Raw genomic sequence first — 19,887 nt, 5'->3', positions numbered from 1 at the left:
TATTTAAGTTGTTGCGAAATTAATTAAAATATCACAAGCTTTCTGATTAGTTGTTAATAAATTTACGTTAAAAGAAAATCACCTCTCCCTTTGCATCGCTAAAATTACTCCCTACCATATAGTTAGTTCCTTTTGGAATCATTTTATAGGTAAAACCTCGACCACTAAGCATGGTGAAATATTGAATAATCTGTTTGTAACATAAGAAATTTACATCAAAAATAACTTCTATTTGTTTATTTTTAGAAATCATCTTTTGTATTTCGCTCACTGTCACCAGCTCAACTTCTTTCTTGGTGCTTTCTTTTATTTTTTCAGCTAGTGAAATATCATCACTAACCAACAAGTATTTTTCAGGGTTGAAATGAACACTGGAATGTTGTTTCATTTTCAAAAGTTTCATCAAACTAAAAGTGGAAGCTCCTAAACGCATCATCAAATCGAAAAGAATATTTACCCGAAAATGCTTTCTATAAAAGAAGTTCATCGCTTCTCGAAATCTTCTTAAAAACGTTTCATCTTTGTTGGTACTTTCACCTTTGTAATGAATCACATTTGTTTTTGGGAAATAATAATTTGTATAACCCGTTTTCATGCTTTCATATGAGATATCTAAATCGTCTGAATACATAAAACATCCTTCGTCAAAACCTCCTAATTCTACATACAAATTTCTCTTCATGAACATAAATGCTCCAACAAGAATCTCCACTTCTCCAACTTGATCTTTATCAAGTTGCATATAATAGTATTTCCCAAACCATTTTGGAGCGTATCTATATAATTCTAAAAACTTGGTAAAAGCAACCCAAGGAGTAGGAATCCCTCGCTTGCTCTCCGGCAAAAATCTACCGGAACCGTCAATTAGTTTAGGGCCAACAATTCCTAATTTTTCTTTATCCTTTACAAAATCTAAGAATTTATCAAAAGTATCTTCTGCAACTACTGTATCTGGATTCAAAATGCAAACATATTCACCTTCTGCAATAGCAACGCCCATGTTATTTCCTTTTGGAAACCCCGTATTCTCTTTGTTGGCTATTAATTTCACATTGGGATATTTTTGCTGAACCATTGATACGCTCTCATCTTCAGATGCATTATCTACCACAATAATTTCAGCATCTAAATGAGAAGTAGCTTTAGTTACCGATTGTAAGCAAAGTTCTAAAAAGTACCGAACGTTATAGTTTAGAATAACAACAGATAGTTTCATTGATGTGGTTATGAATTTTTCAGGGATTTTTCAAAAGGTATTCTATTCACAATACTTCTACCTAATGTTACTTCGTCTGCGTATTCCAACTCTCCGCCAACTGCAATACCGCGTGCAATGGTAGAGGTTTCAACAGCAAACCCTTCTATCTGTTTATAAATATAGAAATTGGTAGTATCGCCTTCCATAGTACTACTCAAAGCAAAGATCAACTCTTTTACTTCTCCACTTTTCACACGCTCTACCAATGAATGAATTTGTAGATCTCCCGGACCAATACCATCTATTGGAGAAATTTTACCTCCTAAAACATGATACAACCCTTTGTATTGACTTGTAGCTTCTATAGCCATTACATCTCTTATATCTTCCACTACACAAACAACGTTCTCTTCTCGTTTTGGATTTGCGCAGATCTCACATATATCTGTATCGGAAATATTGAAACATTTCTTGCAAAACTTAACATCTGATCGCATATTATGCAATGCCGAAACTAATTTTTCAGTTTGATTTTCAGGCTGTTTCAATAGATGAAGTACCAAACGCAAAGCTGTACGCTTACCTATTCCCGGTAATTGCGACATCTCTTCGACGGCATTTTCAAGTAATTTAGAAGAAAAATCCATTGCCGCAAAGGTACAATTTTTAAAATGTTCTAGATTTATTTCCTGTAAATTTTAGAATTTGCATATTGATATTTTATATTGGTTATTTGTTCTTTTAACGCACAGCAATGCAAGCATCATATATTCTTCTCATTATTGCAGCCTATTTTGGAATGCTGATTCTGGTTTCATATTTCACCGGAAAAGAGAGTAACAACGAAACTTTTTTTAGAGCTAACAAACAATCTCCTTGGTACGTAGTTGCGTTTGGAATGCTTGGAGCTTCTTTATCTGGAGTTACATTTATTTCGGTTCCCGGTTGGGTCGAGGCAAGTAAATTTAGTTACATGCAAATGGTTTTTGGGTATGTTTTGGGATACTTGGTCATCATAAAAGTATTGTTGCCACTTTACTACAAACTCAACCTTACTTCTATATACACTTATCTGGAACAACGCTTTGGAAAAGTAACGTACAAAACAGGCGCTAGTTTCTTTTTACTTTCAAGAATTGTTGGTGCTAGTTTTAGACTTTTTTTGGTAGCGAATGTTTTGCAACTAGTAGTTTTTGAAAGTATGGGAGTTCCGTTTTCAGTTACGGTAACAATAACCATTCTTCTTATTTGGCTCTATACATTTAAAAGCGGAATTAAAACCATTGTTTGGACTGATACACTTCAAACCTTATTCATGCTTATAGCACTTGGCGTTGCCATAGTTACAGTTTATAATGATTTAGGAATTAGCGATGTTGGCTTGGTGAGTTACATACAAGAAAGTGAACTTTCTCAAGTTTTCTTTTTTGATGATCCAAAGAGTGGAAATTACTTCTGGAAACAATTTTTATCTGGTGCGTTTATCACCATTGTTATGACAGGGCTTGACCAAGATATGATGCAAAAAAACTTAACATGTAGATCCTTAAAAGATGCTCAAAAAAATATGTTTTGGCTTTCCTTAAGTTTCATCATAGTTAACTTCATCTTCCTTTCTTTAGGATTATTACTCACTGATTTTGCAGCTGCTAACGGAATTAATGCGCACAAAGATGACTTGTTCCCTACCATTGCGCAAAACAATCTTGGCAGTGTGGTTTTTGTATTCTTCTTTATAGGACTTATTGCCTCTGCTTATAGTAGTGCAGATAGTGCACTGACTTCATTAACCACAAGTTTTAGTGTTGATATTTTAGATATTGAATTAAAATACAAACCAGAAGATCAAGTAAAAATTAGAAAACGTGTACACGTATTTATTTCATTCATTTTACTCTTGGTGATCATCAGTTTTAAATACTTGATTCAAGACGCAAGCGTGATTGCCAAACTCTTCAAATTTGCAGGTTATACGTATGGTCCGCTTTTAGGGTTATTTAGTTTTGGATTGTTTACCAAAGCAAAACTGAAAGATAAATGGGTTCCGGTAGTAGCTATTTTAGCACCTGTAATTTCGTACATCATTGATTGGCAATGTTCTACGGTAGGTTTTAATCTCGGTTATGCCATTTTAATTATCAACGGGATCATTACTTTTCTGGGACTTTCAATATTGATTCGTAGAAAGTAAAACCAGCGTACAAGCAACTTGTGATTCAATTCCATGATCGCGTAATAGTTTCATAAATTCAGGATTTTCCGTTCCCGGATTGAAAATAACACGCTCAGGATTCAATTTTAAAATATAGCTGTAATAAGCCTCTTGAATCATGGGATTAATATATAATGTCACTGTATTTACCTCTTGAAAATCTTCTTTCTCGGTTGCAAAAGAAACTCCACGAACTTCGCCAGGTTTTGTTCCTATAGCCACCACTTCATGCCCTGCATCCAATAACTTATTGATAGCTATATTGCTATATCTATCTCTCTTCTCTGATGCGCCAATAACTAATGTTTTCATTTGTTAAATTTTGTTAAAGACTGTAACAGTATTTTACCTGCTGCGTCTTTTTTGTGAATCTTATGAAAGATAAGATTTAAATCATCATCAATCAAAAAACGAACATACGTTATGAAGCGATTTAGCTTTTTTTTAGCATTCCTGATGCTTTTCTTGCAACAGGCACAAGCCCTTACTATAGAAAATTTAGGAGGTGTAACAGGAACAGTCATAGACAAAGAGTTACAACAACCTATTCCATATGCATCGGTTACCATCAAACTCAAAAGCGATGATACAACAGTGACTGGAGTTGTAACCGATGAAAACGGAACATTTCAAATTAAAAATTTAGAAGACAATCAATACTTCTTGGAAGTTCAATTTGTAGGCTACAGTACATTTACCAAAGATTTTTCCATTTCAAAAGGAAATAGAAACATACAATTCGGAACCATATCTCTAGTTGAAAACGTTACACAATTAGACGATGTAGAATTGGTTGCTGAACGTTCTACTATTGAGCAAAAGATAGATAGAAAAGTGGTAAACATTGGAAAAGACCTAACTACTGCCGGAGCTTCTGCAGCAGATATCATGAATAATATTCCGTCTGTAAATTTAGATCAGGATGGAAATTTATCGCTTCGTGGAAACCAAAACGTACGTGTAATGGTAGACGGAAAACTTTCTAATATTCCGGTGGCGCAGTTGCTCAAACAATTACCTTCATCTGCAATCAAATCTATTGAATTGATTACAAATCCGTCTGCAAAATATAATCCGGAAGGAATGAGCGGAATCATCAATATTGTACTTCATAAAAACGCAAATATTGGTTTTAACGGAACTATTAATGCAGGAGTTACACAAGCCATAAAAACAAAATTCAATGGAAATATTGATTTGAATTATAGAAACGGAAAATTCAATCTTTATGGAAATTACGGAAGCAACTTTGGAAAATATGTGAACAACGGCCATATCTATAGAATCGATGAAAACTCTGAACAGTTTTTCGACTTTTTAAATGATAACACATCTCATCTTTTCAAAGCCGGACTCGACTTTTACCTTAATGACAACAATACGATTTCATTTTTCACAAATCAGAATATTTTTGATGGAAAAGGAAACGGAAACACTCAACTGTTGTATTACAATGATGCTGCTAACAATTATAGTCAGAGCTTTTTTAATGATAACAACAATAATAGCGGACAATATAATTTTGATTTTAAACACAACTTTAAAAAAGAAGGCCATAATCTAGAATTGGAAATAGATTACAATGATTTTTCCAGCGATGAAAATGCAGATTTTGTATTTACCGGCGAAAGTGGCATACCCAATTATGAAGATTTTGTTACTACAGAAAGAGATCAAACTACAATAAACCTAGATTACGTAAATCCGCTGAACGAGAAAACAAAGCTAGAATTGGGTACAGAAGCCCGACTTTACGAAACCAATGTAGACTACAATTCTACTGGGTTTTCTTATAACGCCAACGGAGAACTTGCTCCAACACCTAGCACCATTTTCAATTATAAAATGGATATTTATTCAGGCTATATTACGTACGGTCAAAATTTTGAAAAATGGTCTTACCAAGCTGGGGCACGGGTTGAAAATGTTTCGGTAAAGGCAGACACCAACACCGTTAGAGCTTTTACAGATAAGTACACTCAAATTTACCCTTCGGCATTTGTGAGTTATAAACCATCAGACAAAAACACCTACCAAGTTAGCTTTAGCCGAAGAGTAGACAGACCAGGTTTACAACAGGTAAACCCAATTAGAGAATGGAGTACTCCAAGAATTTCATCCTATGGAAATCCAGAATTGAAACCACAATTCACCAATTCCATAGACCTTAATTACACCAGAAGATTAAAAGCCGGAAGTATTACCGGAGGTATTTTTTACCGCCAAATAAACGATGTAATCAACAGAGCTGTTTTGATAGATCCGCTTGATGAAAACCGACAAATATTAACCTTCGATAATTTTGATGATAACAATTCTTATGGAATAGAAATTTCAAGCAATTACAAACCACTTAATTGGTGGAATCTCAATGCTAGTTTAGATTTTTTCAGTCAAGAACAGAAAGGTCTTGTAGGAACAGAGTACGTTGAAGTTAATAATAATGCATTCAATTTACGTTTAAATAACAACCTAACCGTCACTAAAAAACTTACATTCTCTATCTTTGCATTTTACAGAGGCCCCAACAAAGGTTTACAGTTTGAACCTAAAGCAATGTACTTTATCAACTCTGGAGCAAGGTACAGTTTTGCGGAAGGTAAAGGTACTTTTAGCCTAAATTTCAATGATGTTTTCAATACAATGAGATTTGCCTTTGATGCGAGCAGACCTTATCCGCAAACGGGAGAATTCAATTGGGAAAGTCAGTCTGTGTATGCAGGAGTTTCGTACCGTTTTGGAAGTGGAAAAAACCGTGCTTTACGAAGAAAAAATAGAGATAATAACGAAAAACAAGGAAGCAGCGGCATCTTTTAAATTATTGTATAGCTACAAAAACGTTCTTTCCAAGTCCGTTGCAGAATTGAAAGCCGAAGAAAATTTCTTCGGCTTTTTTTGTTACAAACCTAATTAATCGTAATATTGCAATAAATAAATTTAAACGATGGGAATTACCAAATCAGAAATATTTACTGAAGAGCAAAACAAACTGGCTTCCATAGCTAAAGTTCTGGGACATCCTGCTCGCATTGCCATTATTCAGCATTTAATCAAAGTAAATGCATGTATTTGTGGTGATTTGGTTGAAGAAATTGGCCTTGCACAACCCACCATAAGTCAACATTTAAAAGAGTTGAAAAACATTGGAATTATCAAAGGAAATATTGAAGGCACAAGTATTTGCTATTGTATAGATACCGCCAATTGGCAAGCATATCAAAAGCAATTTGCTTCCTTTTTTGACACTTTACCGAAAGTAAAGAACACTAAATGTTGCTAAAAAAATTTGACACATATCATCGTAATATTACAATAATACAACTATCATGAAATTATCAGAATTAAAATCACACTTAGCAAACCTAGAGCGCATTGCTTTTGAATTGCCAGACGGAAATTTGGTTCCAAGTCATTTTCACGTAACGGAAGTTGGTTTAGTTACCAAAAAATTTATTGACTGTGGCGGCACAAAAAGAAATGAAGAAGTTATCAGTCTTCAACTTTGGGAAGAAAACGATTATGATCATAGACTTCACCCAGAAAAACTGGTAGCTATTCTTGAACTTTCTGAAAAAGAACTTGCATTACCCAATTCAGAGATTGAAGTAGAATATCAAGGAGCAACCATTGGTAAATATGATTTAGACTTTAACGGTTCTCACTTTCTTCTCACTTCTAAAACTACCAATTGCTTAGCAAAAGACAAATGTGGAATTCATACTGAAAAACCAAAAGTAAAGTTATCTGAATTACAAAACTCAACCTGCACTCCAGGTTCTGGCTGTTGTTAACATGCAATTTCTAAAAATCCATAAAGCTAATTTTCACGAAGCACTTTCAGCCTACAAGGAAGGAATTGAAACTGGCATGGCTACATTTGAAACAGAAGTTCCTTCCTGGGAAAAATGGAATCAAAAGTTTCATCCTTTTAGTGTTATAGGTTTAGAAGAAAACGAAAAACTAGTTGGTTGGGCTGCTCTCTCTCCTACTTCTTCCAGATATGTATACAAAGGAGTAGCTGAAGTTAGCATTTACATCCGAACTGAATTTCAAGGAAAAGGATTCGGATCCAAATTATTAGAAAAGCTTATCAACTTAAGTGAAGCAAATGGAATTTGGACACTCCAGGCGAACATTTTTTCAGACAATACCAAAAGCATTCAGTTGCATCAAAAACATGGCTTTAGAATTGTTGGCATTCGAGAAAAAATTGGCTGTTTACATGGAAATTGGAAAGACAATACTTTATTAGAAAGAAGAAGTAAAACAATAGGAATTTGATATGAAAAAATTAAGCTTTCTAGATAGCTATCTTACACTTTGGATATTTCTAGCCATGGTAATTGGTGTTGCTCTTGGCTATTTTGTAAAAGACATTCCAGAGATTATAAATGGTATGAGCTTCGGCTCTACAAACATTCCCATTGCTGTTGGACTCATTGTTATGATGTATCCTCCACTGGCAAAAGTGAATTATAAATTGTTACCCACTGTTTTCAAAAATGTAAAGATTCTATCGATCTCGTTACTTTTAAACTGGATTATTGGTCCTATTTTAATGTTTTTCTTGGCGATAATATTTCTACCCAACGAACCTGATTATATGATTGGTGTTATTCTCATTGGAGTAGCGCGCTGTATTGCCATGGTTTTGGTTTGGAATGATCTTGCAGAAGGAAGTGCAGAATATGGAGCAGGTCTTGTAGCACTGAATAGTATTTTCCAAGTTTTTGGCTACAGTTTCTACGCCTGGTTATTCATTACCAAATTACTTCCCGTTTTTGGTTTTGAAGGAGCAATCGTAAACATTTCTATTGCTACCATTGCAGAAAGCGTTGCCATTTATTTAGGAATCCCGTTTTTACTAGGTATACTTTCAAGAACAATCTTAGTAAAACTAAAAGGAGAAAAATGGTATACTGAAAAGTACATCCCAAAGATTGGAAAACTTACGCTTATTGCCTTGCTTTTCACCATTGTTTTGATGTTCTCGTTGAAAGGAGATTACATTGTAGCCATTCCTTTCGATGTTTTAAAAATTGCTATACCGTTGGTAATTTATTTTGCGCTCATGTTTTTTTCAGGATTTATACTGTCAAAAATATTTGGTGCTTCTTATGAAGAAAACACAGCCATTTCTTTCACGGCTGCCGGAAACAATTTTGAACTTGCTATTGCCGTTGCGATTGCCATTTTCGGTTTGAATAGCGGCCAAGCTTTTGCAGGAGTCATTGGTCCTTTGGTAGAAGTTCCTGCCTTAATCTTATTAGTAAAAGTAGCCTTTTGGCTCAAAAAGAAATATTACAAACCATCTTAATGTAAACAAATGAAAAACATACTTGTTCTTTGTACAGGAAACTCTTGTCGTAGCCAAATGGCTCACGGATATTTAAAAAAATTTGCAGGCGAAAAAGCAACCATTTATAGCGCTGGTGTAGAAATCCACGGATTAAATCCATTTGCTGTTGGCATTATGTCTGAAGACGGAATTGATATAAGCAAACACACCTCTAATCATGTAGATGAGTATGCTGATATCACTTTTGATTATGTGCTTACGGTTTGTGACCATGCCAATGAAAGTTGTCCAATTTTCACTGGAAAAACCGAAAAACTACACCATAATTTCACAGATCCTTCAAAAGCTTCGGGAAAAGCAAAAGAGCTGATCGAAGCTTTCAGAAATACTCGCAATGAGATCAAAACGTACTGCGAAAAATTTGTTGCTAAAAAGTTGTAATCAAGATCAAAGAGCGTTTTCCTTTCTTATGAGAAAAACGTTCTTTACTACTTCTTCAAACTAGCTTGCAACTTCAATTGATCAATTCAGATACAATAGCATTAATTTTTCTGTAAAAAGAATACCTTTGCACCATATTTTTACAACCTATGGAGTTCGAATTTACGATTGTAGTACCAATTTATAACGAAGAAGACAACCTTTTGAGACTTGAAAAAGAAATGTCTCATTACCTCGAAATGGCTACCAAAAAAACTAAAGTTCTTTTAGTAAACGATGGTTCTAAAGACAAAAGCCAGCAGCTTATTGAAGAAATTTGTGCAAGAAACACAGCTTTTTCATACATCTTATTTCAGGAAAACAGAGGTCTTAGCGCCGCTATAAAAGCTGGTTTTGATGCTGTAGAAACTCCTTTGGTAGGTTATATAGATTCTGATTTGCAAACCGCTCCAGCCGACTTTAATTTGTTACTCGAAAAAATTGGCGAATATGATTTGGTTACCGGAGTTCGTGCTAACAGAAAAGATAAATTTGTAAAGAACATGAGTTCTAAAATTGCAAACGGAATTCGAAGAGCTTTCACACACGATGGAATGGACGATACTGGTTGTCCTCTAAAAGTTATAAAAACAGATTATGCTAAACGTATCCCTATGTTTAAAGGATTACACCGTTTTTTACCGGCAATGATCTTACTTCAAAATGGAAAAGTAATTCAAATTCCTGTTCAGCATTTTCCTCGTATTGCAGGAGTTGCAAAATTTGGAGTTTGGAATCGCCTATTAGGTCCTTTGATGGACTGCTTCGCATATCTTTGGATGAAGAAAAAATACATTAATTATACAATTGCCAAAAGAGGTTAATGCAAAACTGGATCATTTATGCAATAGGATTTTTGGCACAAATTCTCTTTTCGGGAAGATTGATCATGCAATGGATTCTTTCTGAAAAACAAAAAAAAGTACTTACGCCAAAGTTATTTTGGCAACTCAGTTTAGCCGCTTCTTTTTTACTTTTTATATATGGATATTTGCGTGATGATTTTGCCATAATGCTTGGCCAAACGCTCACTTATTTCATCTATATCAGAAATATTCAGCTACAAGGAGATTGGAAAAAACTACCTGCAGTTGTTAGATATTTTCTTTGGTTTTTTCCGCTTGCGATCGTCATCTATTCGTATAACAACAACACCTACGATGTTGAAAATTTATTCAAGAACGATGCTATACCAACATGGTTATTGCTATTAGGTAGTATTGCTCAAATAATTTTCACCCTACGTTTTGTGTATCAGTGGATCTATTCTGAAAGAATAAAACAATCCGTTTTACCATTAGGTTTTTGGGTTTTAAGTCTTACAGGTTCTCTTCTTATATTGCTTTATGCTGTTTTAAGAAAAGACCCGGTACTTTTCGCTGGACATTGTATGGGTTCAATTTCGTATGTTAGAAACATCATGATTTTAAAAAAGGAAAAAGCATGAAAATTCTAGAAAAATATCCAATTGCATTTGTCTCCATTACTTGTTTGCTGCTGTTTGCCAGTCATCTTGGGTTTATTGACGCAAGTATTATGGAAGCCCGTAATTTTATTGTTTCTAGAGAAATGCTCACGGAAGGTCATTGGTTACTTACTACCATGAACAACATTCCAAGATACCAAAAACCACCTTTACCTTCTTGGATTGCCACACCTTTTGCCTCAGTTTTGGGGTTGAACAATATTATTGCCTATAGATTACCTACTGCATTGATGGCTACTTTTGCCGTTTTAGGATGTTTTAAATTGGTACAATCCATTAGTAAAAACACAATTCTTGGTATTGTTTCTTCGCTGATCATGGCTTCATCGTTTTATGTCATCGGAATTCAAAAGGAAGCACCAACAGATATCTATACACATGGCTTTATGCTTTGGGGAATATATTTCTTATTTCAATTTTTCAACAAAACTACGTTTCAATGGAAATGGATTTTACTAGGTGGTCTTGGTGCTGCTGCTTCTTTGTTGAGCAAAGGCCCGGTTTCTTTATATGCTTTGTTTTTACCCTTTATAATCGCTTATGCATTTACTTATAAGTTTGAAAACTTCAAAACAAAATGGTGGGCTTTGACCGTTTTCCTTTTGATTACTGTAATCTTAGGAGGTTGGTGGTTTATTTATGTAAAAATTGCAGATCCTGAAACATTTACAAAAATAGCAGAAGAAGAAACAGGAAATTGGAGTAGCTATAACGTACGACCTTTTTATTACTACTGGAGTTTCTTTACCCAAAGTGGTTTATGGACGATTCCGGCATTTTTCAGTTTGTTGTATCCAATTATTAAAAAATACAGTTCCTATCCAAAATTGTATAAATTCTCATGGATTTGGACACTAGCAGTGGTAGTTTTATTATCTATAATTCCGGAGAAAAAATCTCGTTATTTAATGCCTGTATTGATTCCCTTAAGCATCAATATAGCCATGTATCTAGAAGTAATTTTTAAACTAGGAAAAGCGAAATTACCAAAACTGATTACCATTCCTGCTTATATTCATTTCTATTTAATTGCCATTATTTCATCGCTAATTCCGCTTGCAGCTGTTTACTTTCTCATTCAAGGACAAGAAATCAATTGGATTTGGTTTTCGCTCACAGCAATTGGATGTTTCTTTGTAGGCATAATTTTGTTCAGAAATATTCGGAAAAAAAACTTTTTGAAAGCAACATTACTTTGTGTTGGTTTTGAAGTTGTAGTAATGACTTTTGGATTTCCATTAGCGGAAAACTTCAATATGAATATAGATTACAACAGAATTTCAGAAGATTATAATGAAAAAACATACATCTACGGAAATGTATCTCCCGAAATTTTATGGCAAGCACATAGCGTAGCGCCGCAACTTCAAGCAAAAGAAAAATTGACTACAACATTTCCTGCAGAAGAAACGTTTGATGTTTTTGTAGCTCCGGAAGAAGTTGATGAATTTATTCATAAATTTGATCCCTATTTTAAAATTATAAAACTCACCACTATCGATTTGAACATGGGTAAGAAAAAGAGAGATAGATTGATGAGTTATCATTACAAACTTTATAAAGAAAATGAATAACATAACAAGAACAGAAAAAAGAGGTTTTTTACTTTTAGCTATTGTATTTGCTCTAAGCTATTTCTTTGCATTTACAAACATGGACTTTTTTGAACATGGTTTTATTGTAGAAGACGGACCTGTTGAATATGGAACTGCTGTAATGCTTTTCTGTACAAGTATTTTATCAATTGTTTATTTGATAAAATACCACAAGAATAAATCGCTTACATGGAAGTTTGGCCTAGTCATGTTTGCTATTTTATTCTTCTTTGCCGCAGGAGAGGAAATTTCATGGGGACAGAGAATTTTTGATATTCAAACGGGCGAATATTTCATGGAACACAATCGACAAAAAGAAATGAATCTTCACAATCTTGAAGTTGGCGGTAAAAAACTAAATAAAATTATTTTCAGTCAGCTACTTACACTTGTAATTGTAGTATATCTTTTAATTGTACCCGTACTGTATAGAAAGAAGAAATGGGCTAAAAACCTATTGGATAAATTTGCTGTTCCTGTAGTGTATTGGCATCACACAATTGCATTTATTGTTTGTACCTTGCTAGTATTAATTATTCCTCACCATAGAAAATGGGAAGTGTATGAATTAGATTTCTCACTGATATTCTTTTTGATCTTTTTAAATCCTTTCAATAAAGAGATCTATTCAAAATCATAATTTAAAACGAAGAACTAATTTTTTGTTCAATACTGAAATTAGTAATGCTATAAGAGTTCCGAAGAAATATCCCGTTAGCACGTCTAGCGGGAAGTGAACTCCAATATAAATTCTACTGTAACCTACTGTTATAGACCATAAAAGAAGCAAAGGCAACATCCATTTTAAATAAGGTTTAAAGAGTTTTCCAAAGAAAACCGCCACTGCCATAGAACTTGCTGCATGAGCAGAAAAGTATCCATATTGACCACCACAATATGGTTTTACCAAGCGCATTTGATCTAGTAAACTTTCGGTATGACAAGGACGCAAACGCTCAACTCCATATTTAAAAGCATTGGCTAATTGATCTGTTCCTGCGATCATCAAAGCCACCATCACCAAAACCAACAACGTTCGTTTCCAACCTAGCTTTACAAAACATAAAACAAGTAACAAGGCATATAAAGGAATAGAACTCCATTTATTTGTTATGAACATCCAAAAACTATCAAAAGTGGTAGTTCCTAGATTGTTCAGAAATAAAAATAATTGCTGATCTGCGTGGACAATTTCGTTCATAGATTACTCTTCGTAACGCGCAACTTCACGATCAAAAAACTCGCTTGCTTGCTCTATTAAACTAGGAAGTTCAGCTTCTAAATCTGCTTTATCAGACTGATCTATATCTTCTAACCATTCAATTTCATCTGAAACTAAATCGATTATAAAACGAGGAAAATCGGTATGAATTACAAAGTTAGCATCAGGACAATCTGTGTTATCCGCCATTAAAAATTTTGGAATTTCCATAAGTATTTATCTTGTTACGCAGTTGTTTGCGTTTGTATTAATTTATTTGAACTATAATTGAAGCGAAGATACAAAAATAACGCAGCACTAGAGAGTCCGGCAAGTAAGCCAAACCAAATTCCTTGACTTCCAAAATCGGTATACAATCCAAAATAAAAGGATATAGGAAAACCTATGAACCAGTATGAAACCATGGTAATATATGTTGGTACAGCTACATCTTGTAAACCTCTCAATGCGCCTAGTGCTACTACTTGTAATGCATCTGTAATTTGAAAAATAGAGGCTACTAAAAGTAACTGAGAAGCTATGGAAAGTACCTCGGTATTATCTTTTAAATTCTTCAAATCATTTTGATCTAGATATAGTTTTGGCAACTCATTTCTGAACAAAAAGAAAAATAGCGCAAAACCAACAGAGAGCACAAAAGCAAGAAGAAAAACCGATTTTGCAATTCTTCTCAACTCTAAATAGGCTTGCTTGCCTTTTTGATTCCCTACACGAATCATGGCTGCAACACTTAATCCTGTTGCCACCATAAACGTCATGCTTGATAAGTTTAATGCGATTTGATTCGCCGCTTGCGGATTTTTACCCAAAACCCCACTCAACCAAATAGCAGCTGTAAAAATGGCTACTTCAAAAAACATTTGTAATGCCGAAGGAAAACCAAGCTTCATAATTTTTTTGATCACCGTAGCATGCAGATCTTTGAAATTATAATGCGTTACATAATCATGAAATTTTTGTTTGTGTTGCAAGAGCCACCACATAAAAACAACCATAGCAATTCGCGAAAGCAGCGTACCTATAGAAGCTCCCATGATACCCATTTCAGGAAAAACCCAAATTCCAAAAATCAATAGGTAATTGATTAAAATATTTAAAAATACCGCTAAGAACGTTGCATACATAGCATAGCGGGTTTCGGAAAGTCCGTCTGCAAATTGCTTAAACGCCTGAAAAATGATCAAAGGAATTAATGAAAACGCAACCATATCCAAATATGGCTGAGCAAGTTCAACCACCTCATCGGGCTGTTTCATTAAGTACATAAGTGGTTTTGCAAATAATAAAATACCAAACAACGCTATTCCTAAAATAGTACAAAGCACTAAACCATGTTTTAGTGCGGCTTTTACGTTTGCCTTATTATTTTCTCCATCAGCCTCTGCAACCAATGGTGTAATTGCCGTAGAAAAGCCAATACCCAAAGACATGGCTATAAATACAAAACTATTACCCAATGAAACAGCTGCCAACTCGGCTGTACCCAATTGGCCAACCATTATATTATCGAACAAACCAATAAGACTATGGCCTACCATTCCTAAAATCACAGGATAGGAAAGCTTCAAATTGTATCGAAATTCTTTTGTATATGCAGAAAGTAACATAGTTATGCAGAAAGTAATTCTAAAATTCTTTGCGTTACCGCTTCAGACTCCCAATTATCATGAATATTTGGCATTTTCATCACCTCATCCATAATTGCTCTTTGCTTATCACCTTGTTCCAACGCTTCGGCATATGGTTTTCTCGAAAAAGTGACTCTACTGTAAAGTGGCACCCATTGATCTGGATATTCATTAAAAAATTTAGCTTCAATTTTTTTACGAAGAATAAAACTAGCATCTGCCGTTTTAGTACTCATTTCCATGAAATTTCTAAAGCTAAGCTCTGCAATGGCATCTGCATTTGGCTTTCTGGAAGTTTCATAAGCATTGAAAATAGCTTCCCAATCATCTCCAAATTGATCTATTAAACCATCCAGTTCTGTAATATCTTCAAAACCTACATTCATTCCTTGTCCATAAAATGGAACTATGGCATGGGCTGCATCTCCAATTAAAGCCACTTTATCCCAATACGTCCAAGGAAAACATTTTATAGTCACCAAAGAACTAGTAGGATGATTAAAAAAGTCTTTTACCAAATTGGGGATATCTTCTAAAATCACCGGAAAATGCTCCTCAAAAAATGCGTGTACTTTTTCTTCGGTATCTAAGGCCTCAAAAGAATTGATTCCTTTGTAAGGCATAAAGAGTGTGCAGGTAAAACTACCATCTGTATTTGGCATGGCTATGAACATAAACTCTCCGCGTGGCCAAATATGAAATGAATTTTTATCTAGTTTATGACTTCCATCTTCATTTGCCGGAATCGTTAATTCTTTATAACCCGTTTCTAAAAATTCCTGACTATAATTGAACATACTTCTACGCTGCATCTTATGGCGAACTCTCGAAAAAGCTCCATCTGCTCCAAAAACTAAGTCGTATTTATACGCTTTTCGTTCACTTTTATCAGCACTACCGGCGTACAACGTTGCTTCTGCTAAATCTACATCCCAAATTTTTTGATCAAAAATAAAAGTTGCTCCAGCTTCTTCGGCAAGGTCAATCATCATCTTATTCAGTGCACCACGAGAAATGGAGTAAATGGCTTCATTTTCTTTCCCATAAGGTTGAAAATACATAGGTTTATCGAGCGTATGAATTGCTCGCTTGTACAATGGAATCGCAATTTTACGAATTGCATCACCTACTCCAACTTCATCTAAAGCATGCCAACCACGAACCGACATTGCTAAGTTGATGGAACGGCCGGAAAATTCAATCTTTCGAATGTCAGATCTTCTATCGTAAACATCTACTTTATGACCTCTTTTAACTAGATAAATAGCCAGTAAAGATCCTACTAAACCACTTCCTACTACCGCAATATTCTTGGGTGTTTGCATGCGCACAATTTTCTGAATAATAAAAGTGGCAAAGTTACGGAATTATTACCATTGGCTTAAGAGTTTACCCCTAGAGTTTAGTATAACCTTAACGGAAATCAGCTAGTTCATTTTTTAAATTTGAAAAAAATGAAACATATGAAAACAGAACAGCCCTTATTAGAAAGTTATGTAATGGGAGACCTTACACTTAAAAACCGAGTGGTAATGGCTCCAATGACGAGATCTAGAGCAAGTAACGAAGCTCACAAACCTACAGAATTACATACTGAATATTACACGCAACGAGCAGGAGCAGGTTTGATTATTTCTGAAGGAAGTCAAGTTTCTAAACGCGCCGTTGGGTACATTAATACGCCAGGAATATACTCCAAAGCACAAGTTGCCGGATGGAAAAATGTTACCGATGCAGTTCACAAAGCAGAAGGAAAAATATTTATTCAATTATGGCATGTAGGTAGAATGTCTCACCCAGATTTTCACAACGGTGAATTACCTCTTTCTTCTAGTGCCGTAAATCCAAATTCTAAATCATATACGCCCGAAGGTTTTAAAGAAACCGTGACACCAAAAGCTATGAGTTTGGAGGAAATTAAAGAAACAATTCAAGACTTTAAGAACGCTGCTATCAATGCAAAAGAAGCAGGATTTGATGGTGTAGAAATTCATTCGTCTAACGGTTATTTATTTCATCAATTTTTTAATAATTCTTCAAACAACCGTACCGACGATTATGGCGGAAGCATAGAAAATAAAGCTAGATTACTGTTTGAAGTATTGGATGAAGTAAAAGAAGTTTTCCCGGAAAACAGAATTGGAGTTCGTTTAAACCCTTCTCTAAACGGTGTTTTTGGAATGGAAGCAGATGAAGAAACTATTCCAACTTTTGACTACATTGTTCAAAAACTGAATAATTACGATTTAGCATATTTACACCTTTCAGAACCTTTTACAGATGTTTCTGAAATAGACTATTTGGTTTCCAATATCGCTGAACATTACAGACCGTTGTACAATGGAACGCTTATTATCAATAGCAATTTTGACCAAGAAAAAGGAAATAAAGTACTTGAAGATGGTAATGCTGATTTAGTAGCTTACGGAAAATTATTTATTTCAAATCCTGATTTACCGAAACGATTTGCACTCAACGCACCATTAGCAGCTTGGGACGAAGATACGTTCTATAGTGACACTGGTAGCAAAGGTTATACCGACTACCCAACGTATGCTGAAACCATGGAAGCCTAAGAACATTAAAAAATAACAGCCTGAAGACTTTTCAATTTCTTCAGGCTGTCTTGTTTATTTATTGGATGAATAGATTCTGAAAACGCGTTCAATACAAAAGGCATCAAACTATATACCAAAACGGTATATTTTAAATTTTATTTTATAGTTTGATTAAGTTTTTAAGTTGAATACTATCTAGCGATTTCAGATTCACCTTCCCTTTTTCGCTTTTAAAGTTGTTTAAAGGAATGGATTCAAACAGCTTATCAAAAGGGGGCTTTTAATCTTCATATACTACCAGAGATTCTACTATTTTATCATGAATCGCTTGGGGATTTTTTTTAGACAGAATGAGAAAAGAAAAAACACCCAACCCCATTTTGATTAAAAAACGAATCATAGCAGATAAAAAACTTATTTTTTCATCCGTATCTTTCTTTTTTCGAACTGTAATTTTAGCAAATGAATGACCAATTGTCCCTCCATAGAAACTTACAAAAAATGGCTCATATAAGACAAACAGTATAATAAATGCTAATATTCTGACCTCATTTGGCACTTCATCAAATGATTCTAGAATTTCGGTTACGGCATACATTGCTCCTATTAACAAACATTGATCTACGCATAACGCTTTAATTCTCGAAGATAAACTAGCATCCATTTTTACACAAAGTTAATTAGCGTATAAAAATACTAAAACTCTTCTTCTTCTTCTACCAATTGAAAAGACAATCTATCTGGCGTAGCTTCATCCGTTGCATAAATTTCAAAAGTATAATTACCAGAACTCAACGGTTCTACTTCTTCAACATTTTCGTTAGAAATGGTATACGTTTCTCCATCTATAACCAATTCAACATCTGGATTGGAATATGCTATATTTTGAATTTTATAACTAGAATAAGTTCCGCTAACAATATCTCCATAAGGTTTATCTCCGGTTCCTGTGTTCATGTATACATTTTCAAAATTATAATCACTCGCATTATAAACTCGAATTTGAACTCTACCGCTACTGGAATCATCGGAAGTACAGCTACTCCATAAAATAACTGCTATAAGTATCGTGAAAATTTTCTTCATCTACCTAAGATACAAATTACCATTTAATAATGGCACTTGCCCAAGTGAATCCACTACCAAAAGCAGCCAAAACTACTGTATCCCCTTCCTTAATTTTCCCTTGCTCCCAAGCTTCGGTTAAAGCAATTGGCACAGAAGCTGCCGTAGTGTTTCCGTATTTTTGAATGTTATTAAAAACCTGATCGTCTGTTAATTTGAATTTATGCTGAATAAATTGCGAAATGCGCAAATTCGCTTGGTGCGGAATCAACATATCAATATCAGAAACTTGTAAATCGTTAGCTTGTAAACCTTCCATAATTACTTCAGAAAAACGAACTACTGCATTCTTAAAAACGAATTGACCGTTCATGTGTGGAAAATAGCTTGTATCTTCAGGATCGTTATCTTTTACAATATCGCTTACCCAACGTTCACCCATTCCAGGTGCTATCAAGGCCAATTCTTCGGCGTGTTGCCCTTCAGCATGTAAATGTGTGGAAAGAATACCTTTGGAAGTATCTTCGGAACGTGATAAAACAGCCGCTCCGGCTCCATCTCCAAAAATAACTGAAACACCGCGTCCGCGAGTAGTCATATCTAACCCTTTGGAATGCACTTCAGAACCAATAACCAGAACATTTTTGTACATCCCAGTTTTAATAAATTGATCGGCTACAGAAAGTGCATATACAAAACCAGAACATTGGTTACGCACGTCTAGGGCACCAACGGTTCTTAATCCTAATTCTTTCTGAACTAAAACTCCAGGACCAGGAAAATAGTAATCTGGACTCAAGGTTGCGAACACTACAAAATCTATTTCTTCCTTGGAAATTCCAGCTCGTTCAATGGCAATCTTAGCAGCTTTACAACCCATGATGGTAGTATTATCTTCACCATCTTTCAATACATGTCTACGCTCTTTAATTCCGGTGCGTTCTTGAATCCATTCATCATTGGTATCCATAACTTTTGCCAAATCGTCATTCGTCACCACATTTTCGGGAACATAATATCCCAAACCTGAAATTTTAGATGTATACATTGAGTTTCTTTTTTAGGTACTTAATTGATGATTGCAATTTACATCAAATTGTCAATTTTATAAAACAGAAAGATTATTTTATCATAAAAACAAAAA

The 19,887-nt window shown here is 34.6% G+C and carries 22 protein-coding genes; 12 read left to right on the top strand and 10 right to left on the bottom strand.

Annotated elements, in window-relative coordinates; all coding sequences use genetic code 11:
* Window positions 1-67: 67 nt before the first annotated feature.
* A complete protein-coding gene (locus BM383_RS03860; protein ID WP_093023137.1) occupies window positions 68-1,216 on the bottom strand; it encodes a glycosyltransferase family 2 protein in 1,149 nt (382 codons plus the stop codon).
* Window positions 1,217-1,224: 8 nt separating this feature from the next.
* Window positions 1,225-1,845: a recombination mediator RecR gene (recR, locus tag BM383_RS03855; protein ID WP_093023135.1), complete on the bottom strand. Its 621-nt coding sequence runs from the start codon at window positions 1,843-1,845 to the stop codon at window positions 1,225-1,227.
* A 107-nt stretch (window positions 1,846-1,952) separates the two neighbouring features.
* Between recR and BM383_RS03850 the strand changes: the two genes are divergently transcribed.
* Window positions 1,953-3,389, top strand: coding sequence for a sodium:solute symporter (locus BM383_RS03850; RefSeq protein ID WP_093023134.1), 1,437 nt, complete (start codon window positions 1,953-1,955; stop codon window positions 3,387-3,389).
* Here the strand turns inward: BM383_RS03850 and BM383_RS03845 are convergent.
* Window positions 3,366-3,722, bottom strand: coding sequence for a CoA-binding protein (locus BM383_RS03845; protein ID WP_093023132.1), 357 nt, complete (start codon window positions 3,720-3,722; stop codon window positions 3,366-3,368). The two genes, BM383_RS03850 and BM383_RS03845, sit on opposite strands and share 24 nt — an antisense overlap.
* Before the next feature lie 111 nt (window positions 3,723-3,833).
* Here BM383_RS03845 and BM383_RS03840 point away from each other — a divergent pair, with 111 nt between their 5' ends.
* The 10 genes from BM383_RS03840 to BM383_RS03795 all read left to right on the top strand — a co-directional run bounded on the left by BM383_RS03840 (window position 3,834) and on the right by BM383_RS03795 (window position 12,910).
* Window positions 3,834-6,227, top strand: coding sequence for a TonB-dependent receptor (locus tag BM383_RS03840; RefSeq protein ID WP_093023130.1), 2,394 nt, complete (start codon window positions 3,834-3,836; stop codon window positions 6,225-6,227).
* Between the two features lie 127 nt (window positions 6,228-6,354).
* On the top strand, window positions 6,355-6,690 hold the full coding sequence (locus BM383_RS03835; RefSeq protein ID WP_093023128.1) for an ArsR/SmtB family transcription factor: 336 nt from the start codon (window positions 6,355-6,357) through the stop codon (window positions 6,688-6,690).
* A 46-nt stretch (window positions 6,691-6,736) separates the two neighbouring features.
* A complete protein-coding gene (locus tag BM383_RS03830) occupies window positions 6,737-7,201 on the top strand; it encodes a DUF6428 family protein (protein ID WP_093023126.1) in 465 nt (154 codons plus the stop codon).
* A 1-nt stretch (window position 7,202) separates the two neighbouring features.
* On the top strand, window positions 7,203-7,691 hold the full coding sequence (locus tag BM383_RS03825) for a GNAT family N-acetyltransferase (protein WP_093023124.1): 489 nt from the start codon (window positions 7,203-7,205) through the stop codon (window positions 7,689-7,691).
* A 1-nt stretch (window position 7,692) separates the two neighbouring features.
* Window positions 7,693-8,727: an ACR3 family arsenite efflux transporter gene (arsB, locus tag BM383_RS03820; protein ID WP_093023122.1), complete on the top strand. Its 1,035-nt coding sequence runs from the start codon at window positions 7,693-7,695 to the stop codon at window positions 8,725-8,727.
* Between the two features lie 9 nt (window positions 8,728-8,736).
* The gene (locus tag BM383_RS03815) at window positions 8,737-9,150 is read left to right on the top strand and encodes an arsenate reductase ArsC (protein ID WP_093023120.1); all 414 of its coding nucleotides are present in this window, start codon (window positions 8,737-8,739) and stop codon (window positions 9,148-9,150) included.
* A gap of 149 nt (window positions 9,151-9,299) precedes the next feature.
* Window positions 9,300-10,013, top strand: a complete 714-nt coding sequence (locus BM383_RS03810) for a glycosyltransferase family 2 protein (protein ID WP_093023118.1) — start codon at window positions 9,300-9,302, stop codon at window positions 10,011-10,013.
* Window positions 10,013-10,636: a lipid-A-disaccharide synthase N-terminal domain-containing protein gene (locus tag BM383_RS03805; RefSeq protein WP_093023116.1), complete on the top strand. Its 624-nt coding sequence runs from the start codon at window positions 10,013-10,015 to the stop codon at window positions 10,634-10,636. Before BM383_RS03810 ends, BM383_RS03805 begins: the two co-directional genes overlap by 1 nt.
* Window positions 10,633-12,249, top strand: coding sequence for an ArnT family glycosyltransferase (locus BM383_RS03800; RefSeq protein ID WP_093023114.1), 1,617 nt, complete (start codon window positions 10,633-10,635; stop codon window positions 12,247-12,249). The genes BM383_RS03805 and BM383_RS03800 overlap by 4 nt, the downstream gene beginning before the upstream one ends.
* Window positions 12,242-12,910: a hypothetical protein gene (locus tag BM383_RS03795; protein WP_093023112.1), complete on the top strand. Its 669-nt coding sequence runs from the start codon at window positions 12,242-12,244 to the stop codon at window positions 12,908-12,910. The genes BM383_RS03800 and BM383_RS03795 overlap by 8 nt, the downstream gene beginning before the upstream one ends.
* On the opposite strand, the gene BM383_RS03790 is transcribed toward BM383_RS03795, so the two are convergent.
* The 4 genes from BM383_RS03790 to BM383_RS03775 are packed head-to-tail and all read right to left on the bottom strand — an operon-like array spanning window position 12,905 to window position 16,445.
* Window positions 12,905-13,471 carry a phosphatase PAP2 family protein gene (locus BM383_RS03790; RefSeq protein ID WP_093023110.1) on the bottom strand — a complete coding sequence of 189 codons (567 nt, stop codon included), beginning with the start codon at window positions 13,469-13,471 and terminating at the stop codon, window positions 12,905-12,907. The genes BM383_RS03795 and BM383_RS03790 overlap by 6 nt on opposite strands.
* A 3-nt stretch (window positions 13,472-13,474) precedes the next feature.
* Complete coding sequence (locus tag BM383_RS03785) at window positions 13,475-13,702, bottom strand: hypothetical protein (protein ID WP_093023108.1); 228 nt, start codon at window positions 13,700-13,702, stop codon at window positions 13,475-13,477.
* A 14-nt stretch (window positions 13,703-13,716) separates the two neighbouring features.
* Window positions 13,717-15,099 (bottom strand): MATE family efflux transporter, encoded by a 1,383-nt coding sequence (locus tag BM383_RS03780; RefSeq protein WP_093023105.1) that lies wholly within the window; start codon window positions 15,097-15,099, stop codon window positions 13,717-13,719.
* Window positions 15,100-15,101: 2 nt separating this feature from the next.
* Complete coding sequence (locus BM383_RS03775) at window positions 15,102-16,445, bottom strand: FAD-dependent oxidoreductase (RefSeq protein WP_093023103.1); 1,344 nt, start codon at window positions 16,443-16,445, stop codon at window positions 15,102-15,104.
* Window positions 16,446-16,583: 138 nt separating this feature from the next.
* On the opposite strand from BM383_RS03775, the gene BM383_RS03770 reads away from it, so the two are divergent.
* The gene (locus BM383_RS03770; protein WP_093023452.1) at window positions 16,584-17,696 is read left to right on the top strand and encodes an alkene reductase; all 1,113 of its coding nucleotides are present in this window, start codon (window positions 16,584-16,586) and stop codon (window positions 17,694-17,696) included.
* 262 nt (window positions 17,697-17,958) lie between these two features.
* Here BM383_RS03770 and BM383_RS03765 read toward each other — a convergent pair whose 3' ends face one another.
* Genes BM383_RS03765 through BM383_RS03755 form a run of 3 tightly spaced genes read right to left on the bottom strand, consistent with a single transcriptional unit; the run spans window position 17,959 to window position 19,791 of the window.
* Complete coding sequence (locus BM383_RS03765) at window positions 17,959-18,342, bottom strand: RDD family protein (protein ID WP_093023101.1); 384 nt, start codon at window positions 18,340-18,342, stop codon at window positions 17,959-17,961.
* Between the two features lie 32 nt (window positions 18,343-18,374).
* Window positions 18,375-18,764 carry a hypothetical protein gene (locus BM383_RS03760; protein ID WP_093023099.1) on the bottom strand — a complete coding sequence of 130 codons (390 nt, stop codon included), beginning with the start codon at window positions 18,762-18,764 and terminating at the stop codon, window positions 18,375-18,377.
* Between the two features lie 16 nt (window positions 18,765-18,780).
* Window positions 18,781-19,791, bottom strand: a complete 1,011-nt coding sequence (locus tag BM383_RS03755; RefSeq protein ID WP_093023096.1) for a 3-oxoacyl-ACP synthase III family protein — start codon at window positions 19,789-19,791, stop codon at window positions 18,781-18,783.
* Window positions 19,792-19,887 lie beyond the last annotated feature (96 nt).

Origin of the sequence: Pustulibacterium marinum, assembly GCF_900116665.1 — a bacterium.
GTDB lineage: Bacteria > Bacteroidota > Bacteroidia > Flavobacteriales > Flavobacteriaceae > Pustulibacterium > Pustulibacterium marinum.
Note: the sequence above shows the minus strand (reverse complement) of the source record. Positions and strands in the feature narration are given on the sequence as shown.

Bases quoted from the DNA above. Each gene is read 5' to 3' on its own strand.
- BM383_RS03790 (WP_093023110.1), bottom strand. From the start codon at position 13,471: ATGAACGAAATTGTCCACGCAGATCAGCAATTATTTTTATTTCTGAAC.
- BM383_RS03840 (WP_093023130.1), top strand. From the start codon at position 3,834: ATGAAGCGATTTAGCTTTTTTTTAGCATTCCTGATGCTTTTCTTGCAA.
- recR (WP_093023135.1), bottom strand. From the start codon at position 1,845: ATGGATTTTTCTTCTAAATTACTTGAAAATGCCGTCGAAGAGATGTCG.
- BM383_RS03830 (WP_093023126.1), top strand. From the start codon at position 6,737: ATGAAATTATCAGAATTAAAATCACACTTAGCAAACCTAGAGCGCATT.
- BM383_RS03780 (WP_093023105.1), bottom strand. From the start codon at position 15,099: ATGTTACTTTCTGCATATACAAAAGAATTTCGATACAATTTGAAGCTT.
- BM383_RS03825 (WP_093023124.1), top strand. From the start codon at position 7,203: ATGCAATTTCTAAAAATCCATAAAGCTAATTTTCACGAAGCACTTTCA.
- BM383_RS03850 (WP_093023134.1), top strand. From the start codon at position 1,953: ATGCAAGCATCATATATTCTTCTCATTATTGCAGCCTATTTTGGAATG.
- BM383_RS03845 (WP_093023132.1), bottom strand. From the start codon at position 3,722: ATGAAAACATTAGTTATTGGCGCATCAGAGAAGAGAGATAGATATAGC.
- BM383_RS03770 (WP_093023452.1), top strand. From the start codon at position 16,584: ATGAAAACAGAACAGCCCTTATTAGAAAGTTATGTAATGGGAGACCTT.
- arsB (WP_093023122.1), top strand. From the start codon at position 7,693: ATGAAAAAATTAAGCTTTCTAGATAGCTATCTTACACTTTGGATATTT.
- BM383_RS03775 (WP_093023103.1), bottom strand. From the start codon at position 16,445: ATGCAAACACCCAAGAATATTGCGGTAGTAGGAAGTGGTTTAGTAGGA.
- BM383_RS03835 (WP_093023128.1), top strand. From the start codon at position 6,355: ATGGGAATTACCAAATCAGAAATATTTACTGAAGAGCAAAACAAACTG.
- BM383_RS03785 (WP_093023108.1), bottom strand. From the start codon at position 13,702: ATGGAAATTCCAAAATTTTTAATGGCGGATAACACAGATTGTCCTGAT.
- BM383_RS03800 (WP_093023114.1), top strand. From the start codon at position 10,633: ATGAAAATTCTAGAAAAATATCCAATTGCATTTGTCTCCATTACTTGT.
- BM383_RS03815 (WP_093023120.1), top strand. From the start codon at position 8,737: ATGAAAAACATACTTGTTCTTTGTACAGGAAACTCTTGTCGTAGCCAA.
- BM383_RS03755 (WP_093023096.1), bottom strand. From the start codon at position 19,791: ATGTATACATCTAAAATTTCAGGTTTGGGATATTATGTTCCCGAAAAT.
- BM383_RS03860 (WP_093023137.1), bottom strand. From the start codon at position 1,216: ATGAAACTATCTGTTGTTATTCTAAACTATAACGTTCGGTACTTTTTA.
- BM383_RS03810 (WP_093023118.1), top strand. From the start codon at position 9,300: ATGGAGTTCGAATTTACGATTGTAGTACCAATTTATAACGAAGAAGAC.
- BM383_RS03795 (WP_093023112.1), top strand. From the start codon at position 12,242: ATGAATAACATAACAAGAACAGAAAAAAGAGGTTTTTTACTTTTAGCT.
- BM383_RS03805 (WP_093023116.1), top strand. From the start codon at position 10,013: ATGCAAAACTGGATCATTTATGCAATAGGATTTTTGGCACAAATTCTC.
- BM383_RS03760 (WP_093023099.1), bottom strand. From the start codon at position 18,764: ATGAAGAAAATTTTCACGATACTTATAGCAGTTATTTTATGGAGTAGC.
- BM383_RS03765 (WP_093023101.1), bottom strand. From the start codon at position 18,342: ATGGATGCTAGTTTATCTTCGAGAATTAAAGCGTTATGCGTAGATCAA.